Here is a 16,603-nt window from a genome sequence, read left to right on the forward strand (position 1 = left end):
TGTATCCAGCGGCTTCCGGTATATTGCGCCGGCACCCGCGCGGAGACATGCGATGAGCGAACTCGACCGGGCAGCCATGACGCTCGCCGGCCTGACCCTGGCCTTTTTGATCGCGGTCGCCATCGTCTGGTGGATACGCCGCCCCCGCCCGCAGGTTACGCTGCCCAAGGCCCCCAGAATGCCGCGCGAAATCCGCATGCCGCGGCTGCCGCGCCGCGCCGAGCCTGAAATCGAGCCCGTCGAAATCGCGCCCGCGCGCCTCGCGCGGCTGCGCGCCCAACCGGTCTATGACCCGTTGCCCGAAGACGAACCGCCGACCGAGGTCGCTCCAATAGCCGCCGAAACCGACACGCCCTCAGACGCCTTGCCGCCCGAACCGATCGAAGAGATGCTGGCGGCGCAGGTTCAGGCCGTCGAGGCGCAGGCGCACGGCGCATCCGAGCCATTGCCCATCATGGACAGTCCCGCAGCTGGTCACGCCGTGCCTGCCAGCCAGGCGCGACTGGTCGCGCAAATCCCGCCGCGCGACGCGATTCTGACGCACAACTGGGTCGGCGGGCGCCCGCGTCTGCCAGGCGCGATGCCGTGGCCGCGGATCGAGGGCACCGATGCCGACTTTATCGCCCAGATCGCCTGTGCCGATTTGCCTGCCGGACTCTGGGACGGGTTGGGCCCGCGCACCGGCGCACTCGCCTTTTTCGTCCATCCCGAAACGGGCGCGGCGACGGCGCTCCATCTGCCCGAGGTGGGACCGCCACGCGCGGCACCCAAGCCAGTCGGCCGCGCCTATTTCCGTCCCGCCGGGCTCGAAGACGAGGCGCTGCACCGGCTCGCGGTGCGGGCCTTTCCCGAATGGGCGGTCGACGTCCGCGGCGCCGATGCGCCCGGCACGCTGGCCGGGGCGGACGCCGCCGAAGCCTTTTTCGCGGCCACTGGCTATGATCTTGCCGATCCTGCCTTTCATCCGTTCGACTGGCCGACGATGACCGGGCTGGCGGCGCTGCTCGCCGCGCGCCTGCCCACCCTTGAAACCGGCACTGCGCCGCCGCCCGACGCGAGCGACGAGCTGACCGAGGCGCTGGCCGATGCCGCCGCAACCAACCGCGACGCGGCCGAGCGCGCGCGCGAGATATTGGCGATCATCGACGAAAGCGCGGGGCAGGCCGGCTTCTCGGCCTCGGACGCGTCCGCAGTGATGACCGCGCTGCACGCGATCCACTGGTCGCGGGTGGTGATCGAAAGCGATGCCGAAAGCGGCGAGGACCGCACCGAATCGATCACTTTGCCGCTGACGCGCCACCATCCGGATGCCGAGCTGTGGGTCAGCGACTATCGCGCGCTGCTTTTCGATCATGCGCGCCATCGCTGGTGCGCCGACCCCGATTCGCTTTCGGCCCCGGCCCGGGCGCTCTTCGAACCCGTCTGGGCCGCACTCGCCGCCGCCGAGGCGCCTCTCGTAGGCGGGCAGCCGCGCCACTATGCACCCGGCTTCGACGAGGAGCGCGACGCGATGCTCGTCGAATTGCCCGCAAGCGCCTTGACCGGCATCGCGCCCGCGCAGGGCGCCAGCCTGATCCTCGCGATCCGCAAGGCCGATCTTGCCGTCGGAAATTTTGCGGCGCTGAAGGCACTGACCGGAAACTGAAAAACTTTCCCCGCAAAGCCGCGCGATTGACGTTCCGGTCAACTTGCGGCCGCTTCGCGCGCGCCCTAATCAACAATGAAGCAAGATTGTGTGGGAGAGCGAATTCATGACACGCGTAGCAATCGTCACCGGCGGCAGCCGCGGCATCGGCGAGGCCATTTCGCTGGCGCTGAAGGATATGGGCGTGCGCGTCGCCGCCAATTATGCAGGCAATGACGAAAAAGCGCGCGCCTTCACCGAGCGCACCGGCATCCCCGCCTATCGCTGGGACGTCGGCGACCATCAGGCCTGCCTCGACGGCTGCGCGCAGGTTGCCGCCGACCTCGGCCCGATCGACATCGTCGTCAACAACGCCGGGATCACCCGCGACGGCACGCTGGCGCGCATGACCTTCGACGACTGGAACGACGTCATGCGCATCAATCTGGGCGGCTGTTTCAACATGGCCAAGGCGACCTTTGGCGGCATGGTCGAACGCGGCTGGGGCCGCATCGTAAACATCGGGTCGATCAACGGCCAGGCGGGCCAATATGGCCAGGTCAACTATGCCGCCGCCAAATCGGGCATCCACGGCTTTACCAAGGCGCTGGCGCAGGAAGGCGCCAAGAAGGGGGTGACCGTCAACGCGATCGCGCCCGGCTATATCGACACCGATATGGTCGCCGCCGTCCCCGCCCCGGTCCTTGAAAAGATCGTCGCGAAAATTCCTGTGGGGCGTCTCGGCCACGCCGAAGAAATCGCCCGCGGGGTTGCCTTTCTGTGCAGCGAGGACGCAGGCTTCGTCACCGGATCGACGATGTCGATCAACGGCGGACAGCATATGTATTGAGCGCGCGCGCCCTGGCTCAAGACCCTCCCCCCTTTTCATGGGGAGAGGGCCTTGTTCCTCGCTTCAGTCCACCGTTACGCCGACGACCCGCCACGTATCGCCTTCGCGCACCAGCGAAAGCGTTTCGATCACGCCCGCCCTGTTCGTATAATCGGTACGGAATTTGACCATGCGATAGCCTTCGGGCGGCGCGGGGACATATTCGTCGCCAATCAGGACGCGCGATCTTGCGGCCCCGAGCGGCCCCTGCACCTGCCGTCCCGCATTGGCCCAGGCTTCGACGGTGTTGAGCGCCTTGAACGACTGTCCGGTCGCCTCCCAGCTTGCCTTCCAGTCGCCCTTCTCAACCAGCACAAGCCAGGCGCGCGCCGCGTCGGCGGCCGCGCTTTCGGTCGGCGCAGCAGGCGGCGCCGCGGCGGGCGGACCGCCGGTTCCGGTCACCGAGGAAAAGGCGAGTAAAGCAAGGGCAAGCGACATGAGAATAGCTCCAGCTACCAGGCCGAGCAGCCGCACCGAGCGGCGCTTTCCGGCATGTGGAGCACCATCTCTCACGCCGGCCGCTGCTGGGGCTTCCCCCAAAGGCTTGTCCGCAAATTTTTCGGGGGGGCGATGTTCTATCGCGCGCAGCTTGCGCGCCGCCTCGCGGCTGCTCGACACCGCCATCTTGCGGCGGGCATCGCGCAGCCGTTCGTTGATCGTATGCACCGAAAGCCCCAGTTGCCGCGCCATCGATTTTGCATCGTGCCCATCGACAAGCAGGCGCAGCGTCTCCTTTTCCTTTTCGGTGAGCGTCTGAATGGGTGCTGTCATGGGCCTGCCTGCCGTTGCGCCGGAACCGCGCGGCATTTTACGAATGGCCCGCCGGCGATCTACCCCAAATAATTCGTATCCGCATTTGCCGCGCCGGTTGTAAACCAGCGCGATGACCGCCTCCTATCACCCCCCCGTCAAACGCTCGGTTACGATTGCAGGGCACCCGACGTCGATCAGCCTCGAGCCCGTCTTCTGGGACGCGCTGGAAGTCTCGGCGGTGCAGCGCGGCCTGCCGGTCAATGCGCTCGTCGCGCGGATCGACGTCGAACGGATGGAGGCCCCCGATCCGCCGAACCTGACCTCGGCAATCCGCCAATGGCTGTGGCATGCACTCCTTGGCGATCAGACGGCGGCGTAAACCGCCTGCCCGAAGGCCGCGCCCTTGTCGCCGGCATGATGCAGGAACAGCGATGGCTCGATCAGCTCGAGTTCCATGATGTGCAGCACGCCCGCCGCATCGCCGACCATGTCGACGCGCGCATAGACGGGCGGCGCGGGCGCGGCGGCAAGCGCCGCGGCGGCGAGCAGGCGCGCCGCCTCGCTCGCTTCCCATCCCGTCTCGCGCCCGCCGAACTGTTCCTGGACGCGGAAATCGCCCGACGCGGGGCGCTTGACGATGGCATGGCTGAAGGCGCCGCCGAAAAAGAAGAGCGAATACTCCCCGTCGGCGAGGATGCCGGGCATCAGCGGCTGAACAAGGCGGCGGCGTCCCAGCCCATCGGCGGGGATCGGGGCGCCGGGCGCGATACGGTGCGTCCCGTCGGCACCGCCCGAAATCGCGGGCTTCACTACCACCTCTTCCACGCCGAGCGCCGCGCGCGCCTGCGCCAGCGATACGTCGTCCAGCGCCGCGACCTCGACCGTCGGCACCACCGCAACGCCCTTCGCGCCAAGCTCGGCAAGATAGGCCTTGTCGCTGTTCCAGCGCAGCACCGGCACCGGATTGACGACGGGCAATCCCGCGAGCCGGTCGAGCAGCGCATACCAGACGGCAACGTCGCGCTGGTAACCCCAGGCGAACAGCGGCAGGATCAGGTCGAACCTGGTCAGGTCGCCGGGATCGGTCCAGACGCGCTGCTCGACCGCCAACCCGGCCGCCGCCAGCGCCGCCGCCTTGCGCGCGAAGGCGGGCCGCCAATTTTCCTCATAATCGGGTGCCGGGACGAGGATCGCGACGCGCGGTTGGAACGGCATAGAGCCTCCTGAAGCCCTCCCCCTAAGGGGAGGGTCAGACCTGTTACCGGCCGAGCAGCCCGCGCGCCTGCCCCGCAATGTGCGACAGCATCGCGCCATTGGGATTGGGGATGGTGCGCGCGCGGTCGACCGTCGTGCGGAATTGCGCGACGCGCGGTCCGTTCGCTTCCAGCCATTTGCTGACCCCGGCATCGAGATCGCCCTTGGGCAACCCCGCGAGGAAGCTCAGCCGCATCTGCTGGAAATCGCGCGCCAGGCTGTTGACGAGCAGGCGTTCCCACGGGTCGGCAGGACTCATGTGCGCCGCCAGCGTCTGCGCCCAGTCGAGCCCGAGCGCGTCGCCCAGATGGGTGAAGGCCCGCGTCACCCCGACCTCATCGTCGCCGCGCCGTTCGGCAAGGTCGACGATTCCGATCGCGCCGTCGGTCTTGAACAGGCGGACGACCGCCGCGGTCAGCGCCTCGGGCGCGCCGGCGTCGAGCAGCTGCTGCGCCAGCGCGTCCCACTGACGCCGCACCGACGCGCTGAGCAGCGTGTCGACTGTCGCGGTCAGGCGATCGACGCCGGGTTCGAGCCGCGCAACGAGCGCGCCCGGCTGCGCCAGGCCGGGGCTGACGCGCAGCAGGTCGGCCATCTGCGATGCCATCGCCGAGGCGGCCTGGCTGAACAGCGACAAGCGGATGGATTCGTTTATCCCCGCGCTGTCGAGCGACGCCCACAGCCCCTTCATGTCGAGCAAGCGTTCGACGGCGACGAACGCCGCCGCGACCTCACCCAGCGAGCAGCCCTCTTCTTCGACCAGTTCGAGCGGGTGGACGATGCCCATGCGGTTGACGATGCGGTTCGCAAGCTTGGTCGCAATGATCTCGCGGCGCAGCTGGTGATCGGCGATCGCCCCCGCGAAATCGCGCTGCATCTCGGCAGGGAAGGCCGCAGCAAGGTCGCTCGCCAGCGCGGGATCGTCGGGCAAGGCGCTCGCTTCGATCGCGTCTTGCAGCGCCAGCTTCGCAGTCGATAGCAGCACGGCGAGTTCGGGCCGCGTCAGCCCGCTCCCTTCGGCCGAGCGGCGCAGCAGCTCGTCGTTCGCCGCCAGCCCTTCGACCTTGCGGTCGAGCCGGCCCGATGCTTCGAACGTCTCCATGATCCGCACCAGCGACGGCACCGCGGCAGCGCCACCCTTTTCGGCGATCGACAGCGCGAGCGCCTGCAGTCGGTTGTCCTCGAGCACCAGCGCCGCGACATCGTCGGTCATGCGGACGAGCAGCGCGTCGCGATCATCCTGGCTCAGCCGGCCTTCGGCCATCTCGCGGTTGAGCGCGATCTTGATGTTGACCTCATTATCCGAACAGTCGACGCCGGCGCTGTTGTCGATGAAGTCGGTGTTGATACGCCCGCCCTTCGCCGCAAAGGCGATACGCGCGGCCTGCGTGACGCCCAGATTGGCGCCCTCACCCACCGCGCGGACGCGCAGATCCTCGGCATCGACGCGCAGCGCGTCGTTGGCGGGATCGCCGACCTCGGCATTATTCTGGCCCGCCGCCTTCACATAGGTGCCGATGCCGCCGAACCACAGCAGATCGGCGGGCGCGCGCAGAATGGCGGAGATCAGTCCGGCGGGGTCGATTTCAGCAACCGAAAGACCCAGCAGCGCCTGCACCTCGGGGGTCAGCGGGATGCTCTTCTGGCTGCGCGCGAAAACGCCGCCGCCCTTCGAGATCAGCTTCTTGTCATAATCGTCCCAGCTCGACCGGGGCAGTTTGAACATGCGGTCGCGTTCTTTCCAGCTCTTGGCCGGATCAGGATCGGGATCGAGGAAAATGTGACGATGGTCGAAGGCCGCGCACAGCTTGATCGCCTTCGAGAGCAGCATGCCGTTGCCGAACACATCGCCCGACATGTCGCCGCAACCGACGACACGGATCGTGTCGGTCTGCACGTCGATGCCCATTTCGGCGAAGTGACGCTGGACCGAAACCCACGCGCCCTTGGCGGTGATGCCCATCGCCTTGTGGTCATAGCCTTTCGACCCGCCGCTCGCGAACGCATCGCCGAGCCAGAAGTCACGCTCCATCGCAAGTCCGTTGGCGACGTCGGAGAAGGTCGCGGTACCCTTGTCGGCGGCGACGACGAAATAGGGGTCTTCGCCATCGCGGATCACGACGCCCTTGGGGTGCACCACCTTGCCGCCGACGATATTGTCGGTGATCGACAGCAGTGACCGGATGAAGATGCGATAGCATTCGGTGCCTTCGGCGAACCAGGCGTCGCGATCCTCGGCCGGGCTCGGCAACTGCTTGGGATAGAAGCCGCCTTTCGCGCCGGTCGGGACGATGACGGCGTTCTTGACGCGCTGCGCCTTCATCAGCCCCAGAATTTCGGTACGGAAGTCGTCGCGCCGGTCGGACCAACGCAGGCCACCGCGCGCGACCGGGCCGGCGCGCAGATGGATGCCCTCGACGCGCGGGCTGTACACCCACACCTCGCGCCACGGCAGCGGCTTGGGCAGCCCCGGAACCAGGCTCGAATCGATCTTGAACGCCAGCGCCTCGGCCGCGGCGGGCGCAAAGGCGTTGGTGCGCAGCGTCGCGCCGATCACCGCATGGAACAGGCGCAGGATTCGGTCGTCGTCGATCGACTGGATCGCTGCAAAGCCGGTCTGGATTTCGGCGGCGAGCTCTTCGGCGCGCGCCGCATCCTTTGCCTGGGGGTCATGGAGCGCACGGAAGCGATCGACGAGCGCGGCGGTCAGCGCCGGGGCGCCGCGCAGCGCCGCCACCACCGTATCCATGCCATAGCTCGATCCGCCCTGGCGCATGTAGCGGAACCAGGCGCGCAGCCACACGATCGCCTGTGGATCGGTCTGCGTCACCAGCACGAGCTGGTTGAACGCGTCGTTTTCGGCCTTGCCATCGAGCACCGCGGCAATCGCGCCCTCGATCGTCTCCACATGCGGCATCAGGGCGGTTTCGTCGACATTGGCGGGCAAGCGCAGCGAAAAATCGTGGATGAAGGTTGCCTCGGCATCGCCCTCACCGCCGCCATGGACGTGCAATTCGGTCGGGATTTCCTCGAGCACCTCGAACCCGAAATGCTCGAGCGCCGGAACCACGTCCGACAGCGCGAGCGGTCCGGCCGCACTATAGACCTTCAGCCGCAGCCGGTCGTCGCCGTCGAGGCTCTTTTTCGCCAGCCGCACATTGCGCGGGCGGTCGGCATCGAGGTCGCGCAGACGCAGGATGTCGCGCGCCGCCTCTTCGGGATTATAGAGATTGCGGTAATTGGCGGGGAACAGCGGGGCGAAGCGCGCCGCAAGCGCCGCCGCGCGGCCCGGATCGCCGCGGCGCGCCAGCGCGCCTTCGACTTCGGGCTGCCAGCCGCGCACCATCTGTTCGAGCTGAGCGTTCAGCGCTTCGGTATCGGGCACGATGCCGCCGCCGCGCAGGTCGAGCGTGTAGCGCAGCAAGGCAGCGCCGCCATCTTCGAGCGCCATCGTCCAGCCTATGACCCCCGCCTTGGCCTCGCGCACCAGCAGCGACTCGATCGCCAGCCGGCGACCCGTCGACACCTCGTCGCGCGGCAACCAGACAAAGGTGAAGAGATGGCGGCCGAGCGGACTGCGTATCATCACCAACTTCGGGCGCGGGCGATCGGTAATCGACATCGAGGTGAGCACCAACTCTTCGAGCGATTCGGCGTCGAACGCGATCAGCAAGTCGTGGGGCAGCGCGGTCAAAGCGTGCGCGAGCGCCTTGCCCGCGTGGCCGCCGGGGTCGAAGCCGAATTTGGCCATAAGCGCCTCGAGCTGCGCGCGCAGCACGGGCACCTTGGCGGGCGGCGTCGACAGCGCGGCGCTGGTCCAAAGACCCGCATGGATCGACAGGCGCTCGACCGTCTTGCCCTTCATCTCGGGAACGACGACCAGATCGAGCAGCACGCGGCGATGCACCGACGACAGGCGGTTCGACTTGATGAGGAGCGGCGCCGTGCGGCCCTTTTCAAACCAGGCAAAGGCCGCTTCGAGTGCGGTTTCGGACAGGATTTCGCTCGTCCCCGCGGCACAGATGCCCAGCGGGTCGTGGCGCTTGCCGTCGCGCGTGCGCCATTCATGGCCGAGCTGCGTCATCGCGCCGCTTTCGAACCAGCGCAGCAGCTCGGCGCCATCGCCGTCGGCGCGCATCGTCGAATCGGCGAGCATCGCGGCGCGCATCGCCTTCCAGTCGGCGACCGCAGCGCGCACATCGGCGAGCGAGGCTTCGAGCGCATCGAGCAGACGGCGCCGGGCGCGGGCGTCGCCGCGTTCGAGCTCCATATAGATGACCGACTCGCGCGCACCGTCCTTGCCGGCGTCGACCGCGGTCAGATGATTTTTCGCGTCGCGCTCGACCGAAACCACCGGGTGGAGGATGCGGTGCACGGCAAGACCCTGCGCGCCCGCGATCTGCGAGGTCGAATCGACGAGGAAGGGCATGTCGTCGTTGACGACGACCAGGCGCATCCGGCGGTCAGTGCCGTCAGCCGCCACCGGCTCAAGCAGGAACGACGGTTGGCCCGGCGCCCGGTCGAGCGACGCGCGGGCGGCGAATTCGCCCGCTTCAGCCAGCGCCTTGGCATCGAGGTCGTCGCTCTCGCCGGGCAGCGCGCTGCCCTGCAAGGCGGCCTGATAGGCCTTGGCGAATTTCGCAGGAACTTGCGCCGCCGGCGACGTGCCGGCTGCGGTGTCTTCAGTCGATTTTTCAGGCATAGGGTTGCAGCATCCCGGACCAAGTTGAAGCGAGCATCCGCCGGGGGGACGGCGGCGCCTTGCGCTACGGCTCCCTATGCGCCCGCGCCGCGAAAGGCTCAAGACCCCCCGCGCATGCCGCGCAAAATTATTTCAACTTTTGGATTGTCTGTTACGCTACTCGGGTCAATCGGCCGGGGTGATCGCGATTGCCTTCTTCGCCAGCTTCGCAACCAGCGCCGGATCGTCGGCCGCCTTGGCGACGATGCCGATGTGTCCGCCGGGCATCGCGCGCGCAATCAGCACCACGAATTCGGCATCGCCCGCATCATGCTCCAGGATCAGCGCCGGGTGCGCGGTGCGCAGCGCCGCCAGTTGCTCGTCAACCTTCGCCGCTGCATCGCCCGCGGGCTTGCGGCGCGCGCGCGTATCCTTGACCAGACCCTTGAGCCCGCCCGGATAGCGGTCGAGATAGGCGGGAAGCGACCCGCGCTCCAGCCCCGCGTCCTTCGCATGGCCGAGCACGCAGGCATATTCGGCGAGGCGCGTCTTGTCGTAGGAGGCGCCGAACACCAGCTTGACGACTGGCGTCATTGGCGCACGCTCCTGCGCCTGCAGCCCCGCATCCTCGAGCAATTCGGCGAAGGCGTCGGGCTTCGCTTCGGCGGCGAGCGCGAAATCCCACGCCTTGCCAACCGCCTGATAGAGCGCGCTGCGGCTGCGGCTGTCGGCCGCCATCGCGCGTTCTGCGGTCTCGCGCGCCAGCGCCAGCCAGTCGGCCAGCTCGGCATCTTCACCCGGTCCGGCCGCGCCATCTTCGACAGTCTCGTTGGCGGCATCATCACCCTTGGCAGCCGGTACTACAGGATCGTCGAAGCGCTCAGTCAGCAGCATCACATCGCCAAAGGCAACCGCTTCGGGCAGGGCGTCGCCGAGCGCGGCGAAGCCCGGCGCCGCTTCGTCGTCGATCTGCTCCGAATCGGGGCCGTCGGCCCACACTGGCACGGGTGCGGTCAGCGGCGCAGCGCTGCGCAGCGCCTGCTCGACCGACAGTTGCAGCTCTTCAGCCTGCTCTGCGGCAACCGCTTCCTTCCAGTTGATGACGCCCATGATAAAATCGATGGTGTCGTCGTCGGACGAAAAGGGCAGCAGGATGCCGCGGTACATGATTGTCATGCCGCGATCGTTGACGAACTCGGCCTCGAAGCCGATCGGCGCGCGGTTGGCGATGATCTGGAGATAATGGTCGGTCAGCCGCGACAGCAGCGACCGCCCCGGAATCTGGCTGATATAATGGACATCCTCGTCGATCTGCGATTCTTCACGCAGCCGGTCGCCGAGATAGGAGATGCCCGGATTTTCGATACCCGCGGTAAAATCGAGCAGCACCGCATTGGGCCCGAAGTCGGCGCCGTCGAGGTCGAGATCCTCGACCGACGGATAGGCGCGGTCGGCAAGCAGCGATGCCCAATGATTATAGGCGCGCACCTGCATCCGCCGTTCGTCGACACCGACAGCCGGCGGCGCATCGATCGCGCCATCGTCCTGATCGTGGCTGCCCGAAAGCAGTCCGCGCATGCTGTCCATCATTTGTCCCCAGTCGCAAACATCGGGGATGTCATGCACCGACAGTGGTAAAAGTGGCGTAAACGATGCGCTCCGCAGGCACCGCGCGCCGCGCCGTCAGGCGAGCGTGGTGGCGATCGGCAGCCCGGCCTTCAGCGTCAGCGTGACCGGCGTGCGCTCGGCAATGTCGGCCATGCGCGCGCGCTGTTCGTCGTCGAGCCCGACGATCGCCAGCGTGCGGTCGATCCGCTTCTCCTCGCGCCCCGACAGGCGCAGGCCGACCTCGACCGATTCGAGCGGCCAGCCCTTGCGGTCGGCATACATACGCAGCGTGATCGCGGTGCACGCGCCCAGGCTCGCGAGCAGCAGATCATAGGGCGCCGGGCCCACCGCGCCGCCGCCGAGCGCGGGCGGCTCGTCGGCGATCAGCGCATGGCCGCCGACATCGATCTCGGTGCGATAGCGGTCCTTGCCGATTCGCGCGCTGCCTTGCGCCATGCCATCCTCCTGCATCCTGCGTCGCGCGCAGCCTATCAGATGCACCGCTCGTTGCCAGCCACCGTGCGCAGCTGGCATAGACGGCCCCGCAGGGGAGGCGAGGATGCAGACAAGAATGGGAGCAGGACCGCTGCTCGACGCGCGCGGGCAGCTCGCCGAACGCGGCTGGGCGACCGCCGAGGTGCGCCGCTACGACCGTGCGCGGATCGCGGCGGGCAAGCTGCGGATCAAGGAGTGGGACTATTATTGCATCCTCACCGACGCCTTCGGGATCGCGCTGACCGTCGCTGACAATGGCTATCTGGGCTTCCTCGGCGTGTCGTGGATGGATCTGGCGGCTCGAACCGCGATCAACGACGGTGCGGTGATCCCTTGGCCGATGGGCCGCATGCGGCTGCCCGAAAGCGCCGATGCGGGCGATATCGAACAGCGCCGCGGCGGCATGCTGCTGCGCTTCCGGCATGAACCGGGCGGCCGGCGGCTGACGGTCGAGGCCCCGAATTTCGGCGGCGGACAGGGTCTCGCGGGCGAATTATGGCTCGCGCAGCCGCCGATGGACCGCATTGTGATCGCCACGCCTTTCTCGGGGGCGCCAAGGGCCTTCTATTATAATCAGAAAATCAATTGCCTCGCCGCCGAGGGCGAGATTCGGGTGGGGAACACCCTCCATAGCTTCAGCCCCGACCGCGCCTCTGGCGTGCTCGACTGGGGGCGCGGCGTCTGGACCTACGACAATGTCTGGTATTGGGGGTCGGCCTCGGGAATGAGGGACGGACGCCGCATCGGCTTCAACATCGGTTACGGCTTCGGCGAGACGGCGGCGGCATCGGAGAATATGGTCTTCGTCGACGGCACCGCGCACAAGCTCGACCGCATCGCCTTTCATATGCCGGCGGGCGGACCCGACACAGGGCCGTGGCGCTTCACGAGCAACGACGGACGGTTCGAAATGACGATGGACCCGATCGTCAATCGCCACCACAGCACCAACCTCGGCCTGTTCAGGACGGTGCAGGATCAGGTTTTCGGCCGCTTTTCAGGGCGCATCATCCTCGACGACGGCAGCGCGCTCGACATTGCCGGGCTCACGGGCTTTGCCGAAGAAGTGCGCAACCGCTGGTAGTCGGTGCTGTGCGCCTGCGCACAGCAATCCACACCCTTGCGCCCTATCCCCGAATGCGAGACTATCGCGGTCCATCGGGGGAGACATCCGGGGTCGCGGTTCAGCCATTGGGTGGAGACCGACTATGACAGGGAATGACCAGCAGCCGCGCTCGATCGTCGATCGCGTGAAGAATATCTTGCTCCAGCCCGCGCGCGAGTGGGAAGTGATCGACGGCGAAGCCGAAACGATCGGCGGCCTTTATCGCCGCTATATCATCCCGCTGGCGGCGATTCCCGCTGTGGCGGGGCTGATCGGCATGCTCGCCTTCGGCTTTTCGGTAATGGGCTTCACCTATCGCCCCTCGGTCGGCTCGGCCGTCGCCTCGGCCGTCGTGCAATATGCAACGACCTTGATCGGGGTCTTCATCCTCGCGCTCATCATCGACGCGCTCGCCCCCAGCTTCGGTGCGACACAGAACCGCGTCCAGGCGTTCAAGGTCGCGGCCTATTCGGGCACCGCGAGCTGGGTCGCGGGCATCTTCGCGATCCTGCCCGCACTTTCCTGGCTGTCGCTGCTCGGCCTCTACGGCCTCTATCTCCTTTACCTCGGCCTGCCCCGCCTGATGCGCGCGCCGCAGGAAAAGGCGATGACCTACACGATCCTGATCGTCGTCGCGGCGATCGTCGTCGCACTCGTCATCGGCGCGATTACTGCCCCGATCACCGCGACCTTCATGCGGGGGTTCTAGGCAAGAAGGCGGACCGGCGAGGGCGGGGGCGGTGCGATCGCCGTCTCCCGCCGTCAGTCCGCCAGTTGCTCGAGCGCCCATCGCGCGGCGTCGGCGACCATCGGCGATGTGTCGCTTGCCAGCGCCACCAGGCGCGGCCGCAAACTGCGATCGCCGCTGTTGCCCGCCGCAATCGCGGCGTTGCGTACCATGCGGCCCCGCCCGATCCGCTTGATCGGCGAGCCTGAAAAGACCTGCCGGAACCCCGTATCGTCGAGCGCGAGCAGATCGGCGAGCGCGGGCGCCGCCAGTTCGCCGCGCGGCAGAAACGCCTGGTGCCGCGCCGCGGTGTCGGCAAACTTGTTCCACGGACACACCGCCAGACAATCGTCGCAGCCATAAACGCGGTTGCCGATTGCGCGCCGGAATTCGGTCGGGATCGGTCCATCATGCTCGATCGTCAGATAGGAGATGCAGCGGCGGGCATCGACGCGATAGGGCGCGGGAAAGGCCGCGGTCGGGCATGCCTGCTGACAGGCGGTGCAACTGCCGCACCGGTCGCGTCCGGGAACCGAAGGCACGAGATCGAGCGTGGTGTAGATCGCGCCCAGAAACAGCCAGCTGCCATGCTCGCGGCTGACCATATTGCTGTGCTTGCCCTGCCAGCCGAGCCCGGCAGCGGCGGCGAGCGGCTTTTCCATCACCGGCGCGGTGTCGACAAAGACCTTCACCTCGGCGCCCGGCGCCTCGGCGACGAGCCAGCGCGCGACATGCTTCAGCGCCTTTTTGACGACGTCATGATAGTCGGCTCCCTGCGCATAGACCGAGATGCGGCCGCGGTCGGATGCCCCAGCGAGCGCCAGCGGATCGGTGCCGGGGGCATAGCTCATGCCGAGCGCGATCACCGACCGCACCTCGGGCCACAGCCCTTGCGGCGATCCGCGCTGTTCGGCGCGGCTTTCCATCCAGATCATGTCGCCGTGGCATCCGTCGGCGAGCCATTGCGCCAGCCGCGCCGCGGTTTGCGGCGCCGCGTCGGCGCGCGCGATGCCGAACGCCGCGAAGCCATGCGCGCGCGCGGTGGCCGCGAGCCGCTCTTCGATCGGGGGCAAGGCATTGGAAAGCATTGCGCCCCTATACGACAGGCGGCGGGCCGTGCCATAGAGCGATGATACAGTGATGATATGCAGGCCGATTCAGCGAGCGGGGACCAGCGTTTGACCGATTATTGCGTGGAGGCGCGCGGCCTCACCAAATATTTCGACGAATTCAAGGCAGTCGACCATGTCGACCTCGAGGTACCGGTCGGCAGCATCTATGGCGTTCTCGGTCCCAATGGCGCCGGCAAGACCACCAGCCTGCGCATGACGCTGGGCATCATCGATCCCGACGAGGGGACGAGCCGCCTCTTTGGCAGCCACAAGCCGCAATCGGTGCGCCACCGCATCGGCTATCTGCCCGAAGAACGCGGCCTCTATCCCGGTATGAAGGCGCGCGAGGCGATCGCCTTCATGGGGGCGCTGCGCGGGCTCGACTGGGGCGAAGGTCGCCGCCGCGCCGCGACCTTCATGGCCGAACTCGGGCTCGAACGCGTCATCGACGAAAAGATCCGCAAGATGTCGAAGGGCATGGCCCAGATGGTTCAGCTCATCGGCTCGATCGTCCATGCTCCCGACCTGATCGTGCTCGACGAACCCTTTTCGGGACTCGACCCGGTCAATCAGGAGCGGCTTGAAACGCTCGTGCGGCGCGAACGCGATCGCGGCGCGACGATCCTTTTCTCCACCCATGTGATGGCGCATGCCGAGCGACTATGCGACCGGCTCGCGATCATCGCGCGGTCGCAGCGCCGCTTCGAGGGCACGGTCGACGAGGCGCGCGCGCTGCTGCCGATGCAGGTGCGCTACGCACCGCGCACCGGCGCCGACGATGGCGTGATCGCGGCGCTGCTGCCCGCCGATGCGCAGCGGCGCGGCGACGCTTGGCATTTTGCGATCGACGACGCGGGGGTTGAACCGCTGCTCGCGCGGATCACCGCCAGCGGGCATGGCGTCGCCGGCCTGTCGATCGCCCGCCCCGGCTTGCACGATGCCTTCGTCCATATCGTGCGCCAGGTCGACGCGGGCTTCGCCGCCGACGCCGCCGAAGAAGCCGCTGCGGAGGCAAGCGCATGACTCCCTTTCTGAAAAATATGGCTGTCGTCGCGCGCCGCGACTTTCTTGCGATCGTGGCGACGCCGACCTTTCTCCTCTTCCTGCTCGCACCGCTGTTCATGCTCGGCATGAGCCTGGTCGGCGGCCTCGGTGCATCGCAGCTCGCCGACAGCGCGCGCGGCGCAGGGCGGATCGTCGTTGTCGCCGACGCCGGCGATGTCGCGGCGCTGCGCAGCGCCGACACACGCTTGCGCGACGCGCTGGGCGGCCGCGGTCCCGCGACGCTCGACGTGCGGATCGCCTCGCCGAAGGGCGATGATCCGCTGGTCATCGCGCAGGAAAAGGGCGCCGACACCTATGCGGTGATGGTCGGCCCGCTCGCCGCGCCGCGCATCGTCGAACGCGAGGAGGGTAGCCGCTCGGGCCGCTATCTCGCGCTGCTCGCGGAAGAGGTGTTGCGCGACCGCGCCGCCGGCGCGGTGCCGCCGGTCGCACCGCATTTCGAATCGATCCGCAGCGGCGGGACGAGCATCGCCGTGCAGCAGTCGATGGGCTTCGGCGCGGTCTTTGCGATCTTCCTGATGACGCTGCTGCTCGCGGGGCAGACCGTCAGTTCGCTGGCAGAGGAAAAGGGCAACAAGGTCATCGAAATCCTCGCCGCCGCGGTGCCGCTCGAAAGCGTCTTTCTCGGCAAGTTGCTCGGCATGCTCGGCGTCGCGGTGCTGTTTATCGCCTTCTGGCTTGCGATTGCGGCAGGAGGCGGGTTGATCGCGGCAACCCAGATCGACCCGGCCACGCTCTCGGCGGCAGGCGCGGGCAAGCCGGTCGCGGCGATGCTCGCGGTGCCGGCTACCGGCTGGGGCTTTTTCGTCGGCATCTGCTTCGTCTATTTCATCATGGCTTTCCTGCTGCTCGGCGCGGTGTTCCTCGGTGTCGGCGCGCAGGCAGGAACGGTGCGCGAAATCCAGATGCTCAGCCTGCCGATCACCATCTTTCAGGTCGGCATGTTCAGCCTCTCTTCGGCCGCCGCGAGCGCGCCGGGCAGCCCGCTCGCGCGCTTCGCCGAAATCTTTCCCTTTTCGTCGCCCTTCGCGATGGCGGCGCGCGCCGCGACCGACGATGCGAAGGCGGTCCATCTGCTTGCGCTCGGCTGGCAGCTGCTCTGGGTCGCGCTCGTCATCTTCCTCTCGGTCCGGATGTTCCGCGCCGGGGTGCTGAGCGGCAAGGCGGGCTGGAAATTCTGGAAACGGCGGCAACGCGCGTGACCTCGGGCGACCGTTGCCATTTCTAGGGTGATCGCCCCAAAGCCTCATTGACAAAACTGTAAATAGTGGCATTCTGCAACCCAATCGG

At 67.4% G+C, this 16,603-nt stretch carries 13 protein-coding genes; 7 read left to right on the forward strand and 6 right to left on the reverse strand.

Features of this window, described 5'->3' with window-relative positions; all coding sequences use genetic code 11:
- Positions 1-52 precede the first annotated feature (52 nt).
- Both ACT17R_RS07895 and phbB read left to right on the forward strand, forming a co-directional pair.
- Positions 53-1,645, forward strand: a complete 1,593-nt coding sequence (locus tag ACT17R_RS07895; protein WP_234180476.1) for a DUF1963 domain-containing protein — start codon at positions 53-55, stop codon at positions 1,643-1,645.
- 106 nt (positions 1,646-1,751) lie between these two features.
- A complete protein-coding gene (phbB, locus tag ACT17R_RS07900; protein ID WP_086457969.1) occupies positions 1,752-2,474 on the forward strand; it encodes an acetoacetyl-CoA reductase in 723 nt (240 codons plus the stop codon).
- Between the two features lie 63 nt (positions 2,475-2,537).
- On the opposite strand, the gene ACT17R_RS07905 is transcribed toward phbB, so the two are convergent.
- Positions 2,538-3,284, reverse strand: coding sequence for a helix-turn-helix domain-containing protein (locus ACT17R_RS07905; protein WP_217372894.1), 747 nt, complete (start codon positions 3,282-3,284; stop codon positions 2,538-2,540).
- A 112-nt stretch (positions 3,285-3,396) separates the two neighbouring features.
- Between ACT17R_RS07905 and ACT17R_RS07910 the strand changes: the two genes are divergently transcribed.
- Positions 3,397-3,645 carry a ribbon-helix-helix domain-containing protein gene (locus ACT17R_RS07910; protein ID WP_062901435.1) on the forward strand — a complete coding sequence of 83 codons (249 nt, stop codon included), beginning with the start codon at positions 3,397-3,399 and terminating at the stop codon, positions 3,643-3,645.
- Here the strand turns inward: ACT17R_RS07910 and ACT17R_RS07915 are convergent.
- The 4 genes from ACT17R_RS07915 to ACT17R_RS07930 form a co-directional block, all read right to left on the reverse strand.
- Complete coding sequence (locus tag ACT17R_RS07915) at positions 3,630-4,481, reverse strand: ATP-grasp domain-containing protein (protein ID WP_186401478.1); 852 nt, start codon at positions 4,479-4,481, stop codon at positions 3,630-3,632. The genes ACT17R_RS07910 and ACT17R_RS07915 overlap by 16 nt on opposite strands.
- Positions 4,482-4,524: 43 nt before the next feature.
- A complete protein-coding gene (locus ACT17R_RS07920; protein WP_444809242.1) occupies positions 4,525-9,222 on the reverse strand; it encodes an NAD-glutamate dehydrogenase in 4,698 nt (1,565 codons plus the stop codon).
- A 165-nt stretch (positions 9,223-9,387) separates the two neighbouring features.
- Positions 9,388-10,788: a hypothetical protein gene (locus ACT17R_RS07925; RefSeq protein WP_062903073.1), complete on the reverse strand. Its 1,401-nt coding sequence runs from the start codon at positions 10,786-10,788 to the stop codon at positions 9,388-9,390.
- A gap of 96 nt (positions 10,789-10,884) precedes the next feature.
- Entirely contained in the window at positions 10,885-11,265 is a 381-nt protein-coding gene (locus tag ACT17R_RS07930; RefSeq protein ID WP_062901432.1) for an OsmC family protein, read from the reverse strand.
- A 103-nt stretch (positions 11,266-11,368) separates the two neighbouring features.
- Here ACT17R_RS07930 and ACT17R_RS07935 point away from each other — a divergent pair, with 103 nt between their 5' ends.
- Positions 11,369-12,388 carry a DUF2804 domain-containing protein gene (locus ACT17R_RS07935; protein ID WP_062901431.1) on the forward strand — a complete coding sequence of 340 codons (1,020 nt, stop codon included), beginning with the start codon at positions 11,369-11,371 and terminating at the stop codon, positions 12,386-12,388.
- Positions 12,389-12,512: 124 nt separating this feature from the next.
- Positions 12,513-13,118: a Yip1 family protein gene (locus ACT17R_RS07940; RefSeq protein WP_062901430.1), complete on the forward strand. Its 606-nt coding sequence runs from the start codon at positions 12,513-12,515 to the stop codon at positions 13,116-13,118.
- 53 nt (positions 13,119-13,171) lie between these two features.
- Here ACT17R_RS07940 and queG read toward each other — a convergent pair whose 3' ends face one another.
- Positions 13,172-14,224 (reverse strand): tRNA epoxyqueuosine(34) reductase QueG, encoded by a 1,053-nt coding sequence (gene queG, locus ACT17R_RS07945; protein WP_062901429.1) that lies wholly within the window; start codon positions 14,222-14,224, stop codon positions 13,172-13,174.
- Between the two features lie 57 nt (positions 14,225-14,281).
- Here queG and ACT17R_RS07950 point away from each other — a divergent pair, with 57 nt between their 5' ends.
- Together ACT17R_RS07950 and ACT17R_RS07955 are read left to right on the forward strand one after the other, a co-directional pair.
- Positions 14,282-15,271, forward strand: coding sequence for an ABC transporter ATP-binding protein (locus ACT17R_RS07950; RefSeq protein ID WP_062901428.1), 990 nt, complete (start codon positions 14,282-14,284; stop codon positions 15,269-15,271).
- Positions 15,268-16,515 carry an ABC transporter permease gene (locus ACT17R_RS07955; RefSeq protein ID WP_062901427.1) on the forward strand — a complete coding sequence of 416 codons (1,248 nt, stop codon included), beginning with the start codon at positions 15,268-15,270 and terminating at the stop codon, positions 16,513-16,515. Before ACT17R_RS07950 ends, ACT17R_RS07955 begins: the two co-directional genes overlap by 4 nt.
- Positions 16,516-16,603 lie beyond the last annotated feature (88 nt).

Source organism: Sphingopyxis sp. Q841, from assembly GCF_052384365.1.
GTDB lineage: Bacteria > Pseudomonadota > Alphaproteobacteria > Sphingomonadales > Sphingomonadaceae > Sphingopyxis > Sphingopyxis terrae_A.

What these genes read in the sequence shown, in the direction of transcription:
- ACT17R_RS07950 (WP_062901428.1), top strand. Translation starts at nt 14,282, where the DNA reads ATGCAGGCCGATTCAGCGAGCGGGGACCAGCGTTTGACCGATTATTGC.
- ACT17R_RS07905 (WP_217372894.1), bottom strand. Translation starts at nt 3,284, where the DNA reads ATGACAGCACCCATTCAGACGCTCACCGAAAAGGAAAAGGAGACGCTG.
- phbB (WP_086457969.1), top strand. Translation starts at nt 1,752, where the DNA reads ATGACACGCGTAGCAATCGTCACCGGCGGCAGCCGCGGCATCGGCGAG.
- ACT17R_RS07920 (WP_444809242.1), bottom strand. Translation starts at nt 9,222, where the DNA reads ATGCCTGAAAAATCGACTGAAGACACCGCAGCCGGCACGTCGCCGGCG.
- ACT17R_RS07955 (WP_062901427.1), top strand. Translation starts at nt 15,268, where the DNA reads ATGACTCCCTTTCTGAAAAATATGGCTGTCGTCGCGCGCCGCGACTTT.
- ACT17R_RS07930 (WP_062901432.1), bottom strand. Translation starts at nt 11,265, where the DNA reads ATGGCGCAAGGCAGCGCGCGAATCGGCAAGGACCGCTATCGCACCGAG.
- ACT17R_RS07895 (WP_234180476.1), top strand. Translation starts at nt 53, where the DNA reads ATGAGCGAACTCGACCGGGCAGCCATGACGCTCGCCGGCCTGACCCTG.
- ACT17R_RS07925 (WP_062903073.1), bottom strand. Translation starts at nt 10,788, where the DNA reads ATGGACAGCATGCGCGGACTGCTTTCGGGCAGCCACGATCAGGACGAT.
- ACT17R_RS07940 (WP_062901430.1), top strand. Translation starts at nt 12,513, where the DNA reads ATGACAGGGAATGACCAGCAGCCGCGCTCGATCGTCGATCGCGTGAAG.
- ACT17R_RS07915 (WP_186401478.1), bottom strand. Translation starts at nt 4,481, where the DNA reads ATGCCGTTCCAACCGCGCGTCGCGATCCTCGTCCCGGCACCCGATTAT.
- ACT17R_RS07935 (WP_062901431.1), top strand. Translation starts at nt 11,369, where the DNA reads ATGCAGACAAGAATGGGAGCAGGACCGCTGCTCGACGCGCGCGGGCAG.
- ACT17R_RS07910 (WP_062901435.1), top strand. Translation starts at nt 3,397, where the DNA reads ATGACCGCCTCCTATCACCCCCCCGTCAAACGCTCGGTTACGATTGCA.
- queG (WP_062901429.1), bottom strand. Translation starts at nt 14,224, where the DNA reads ATGCTTTCCAATGCCTTGCCCCCGATCGAAGAGCGGCTCGCGGCCACC.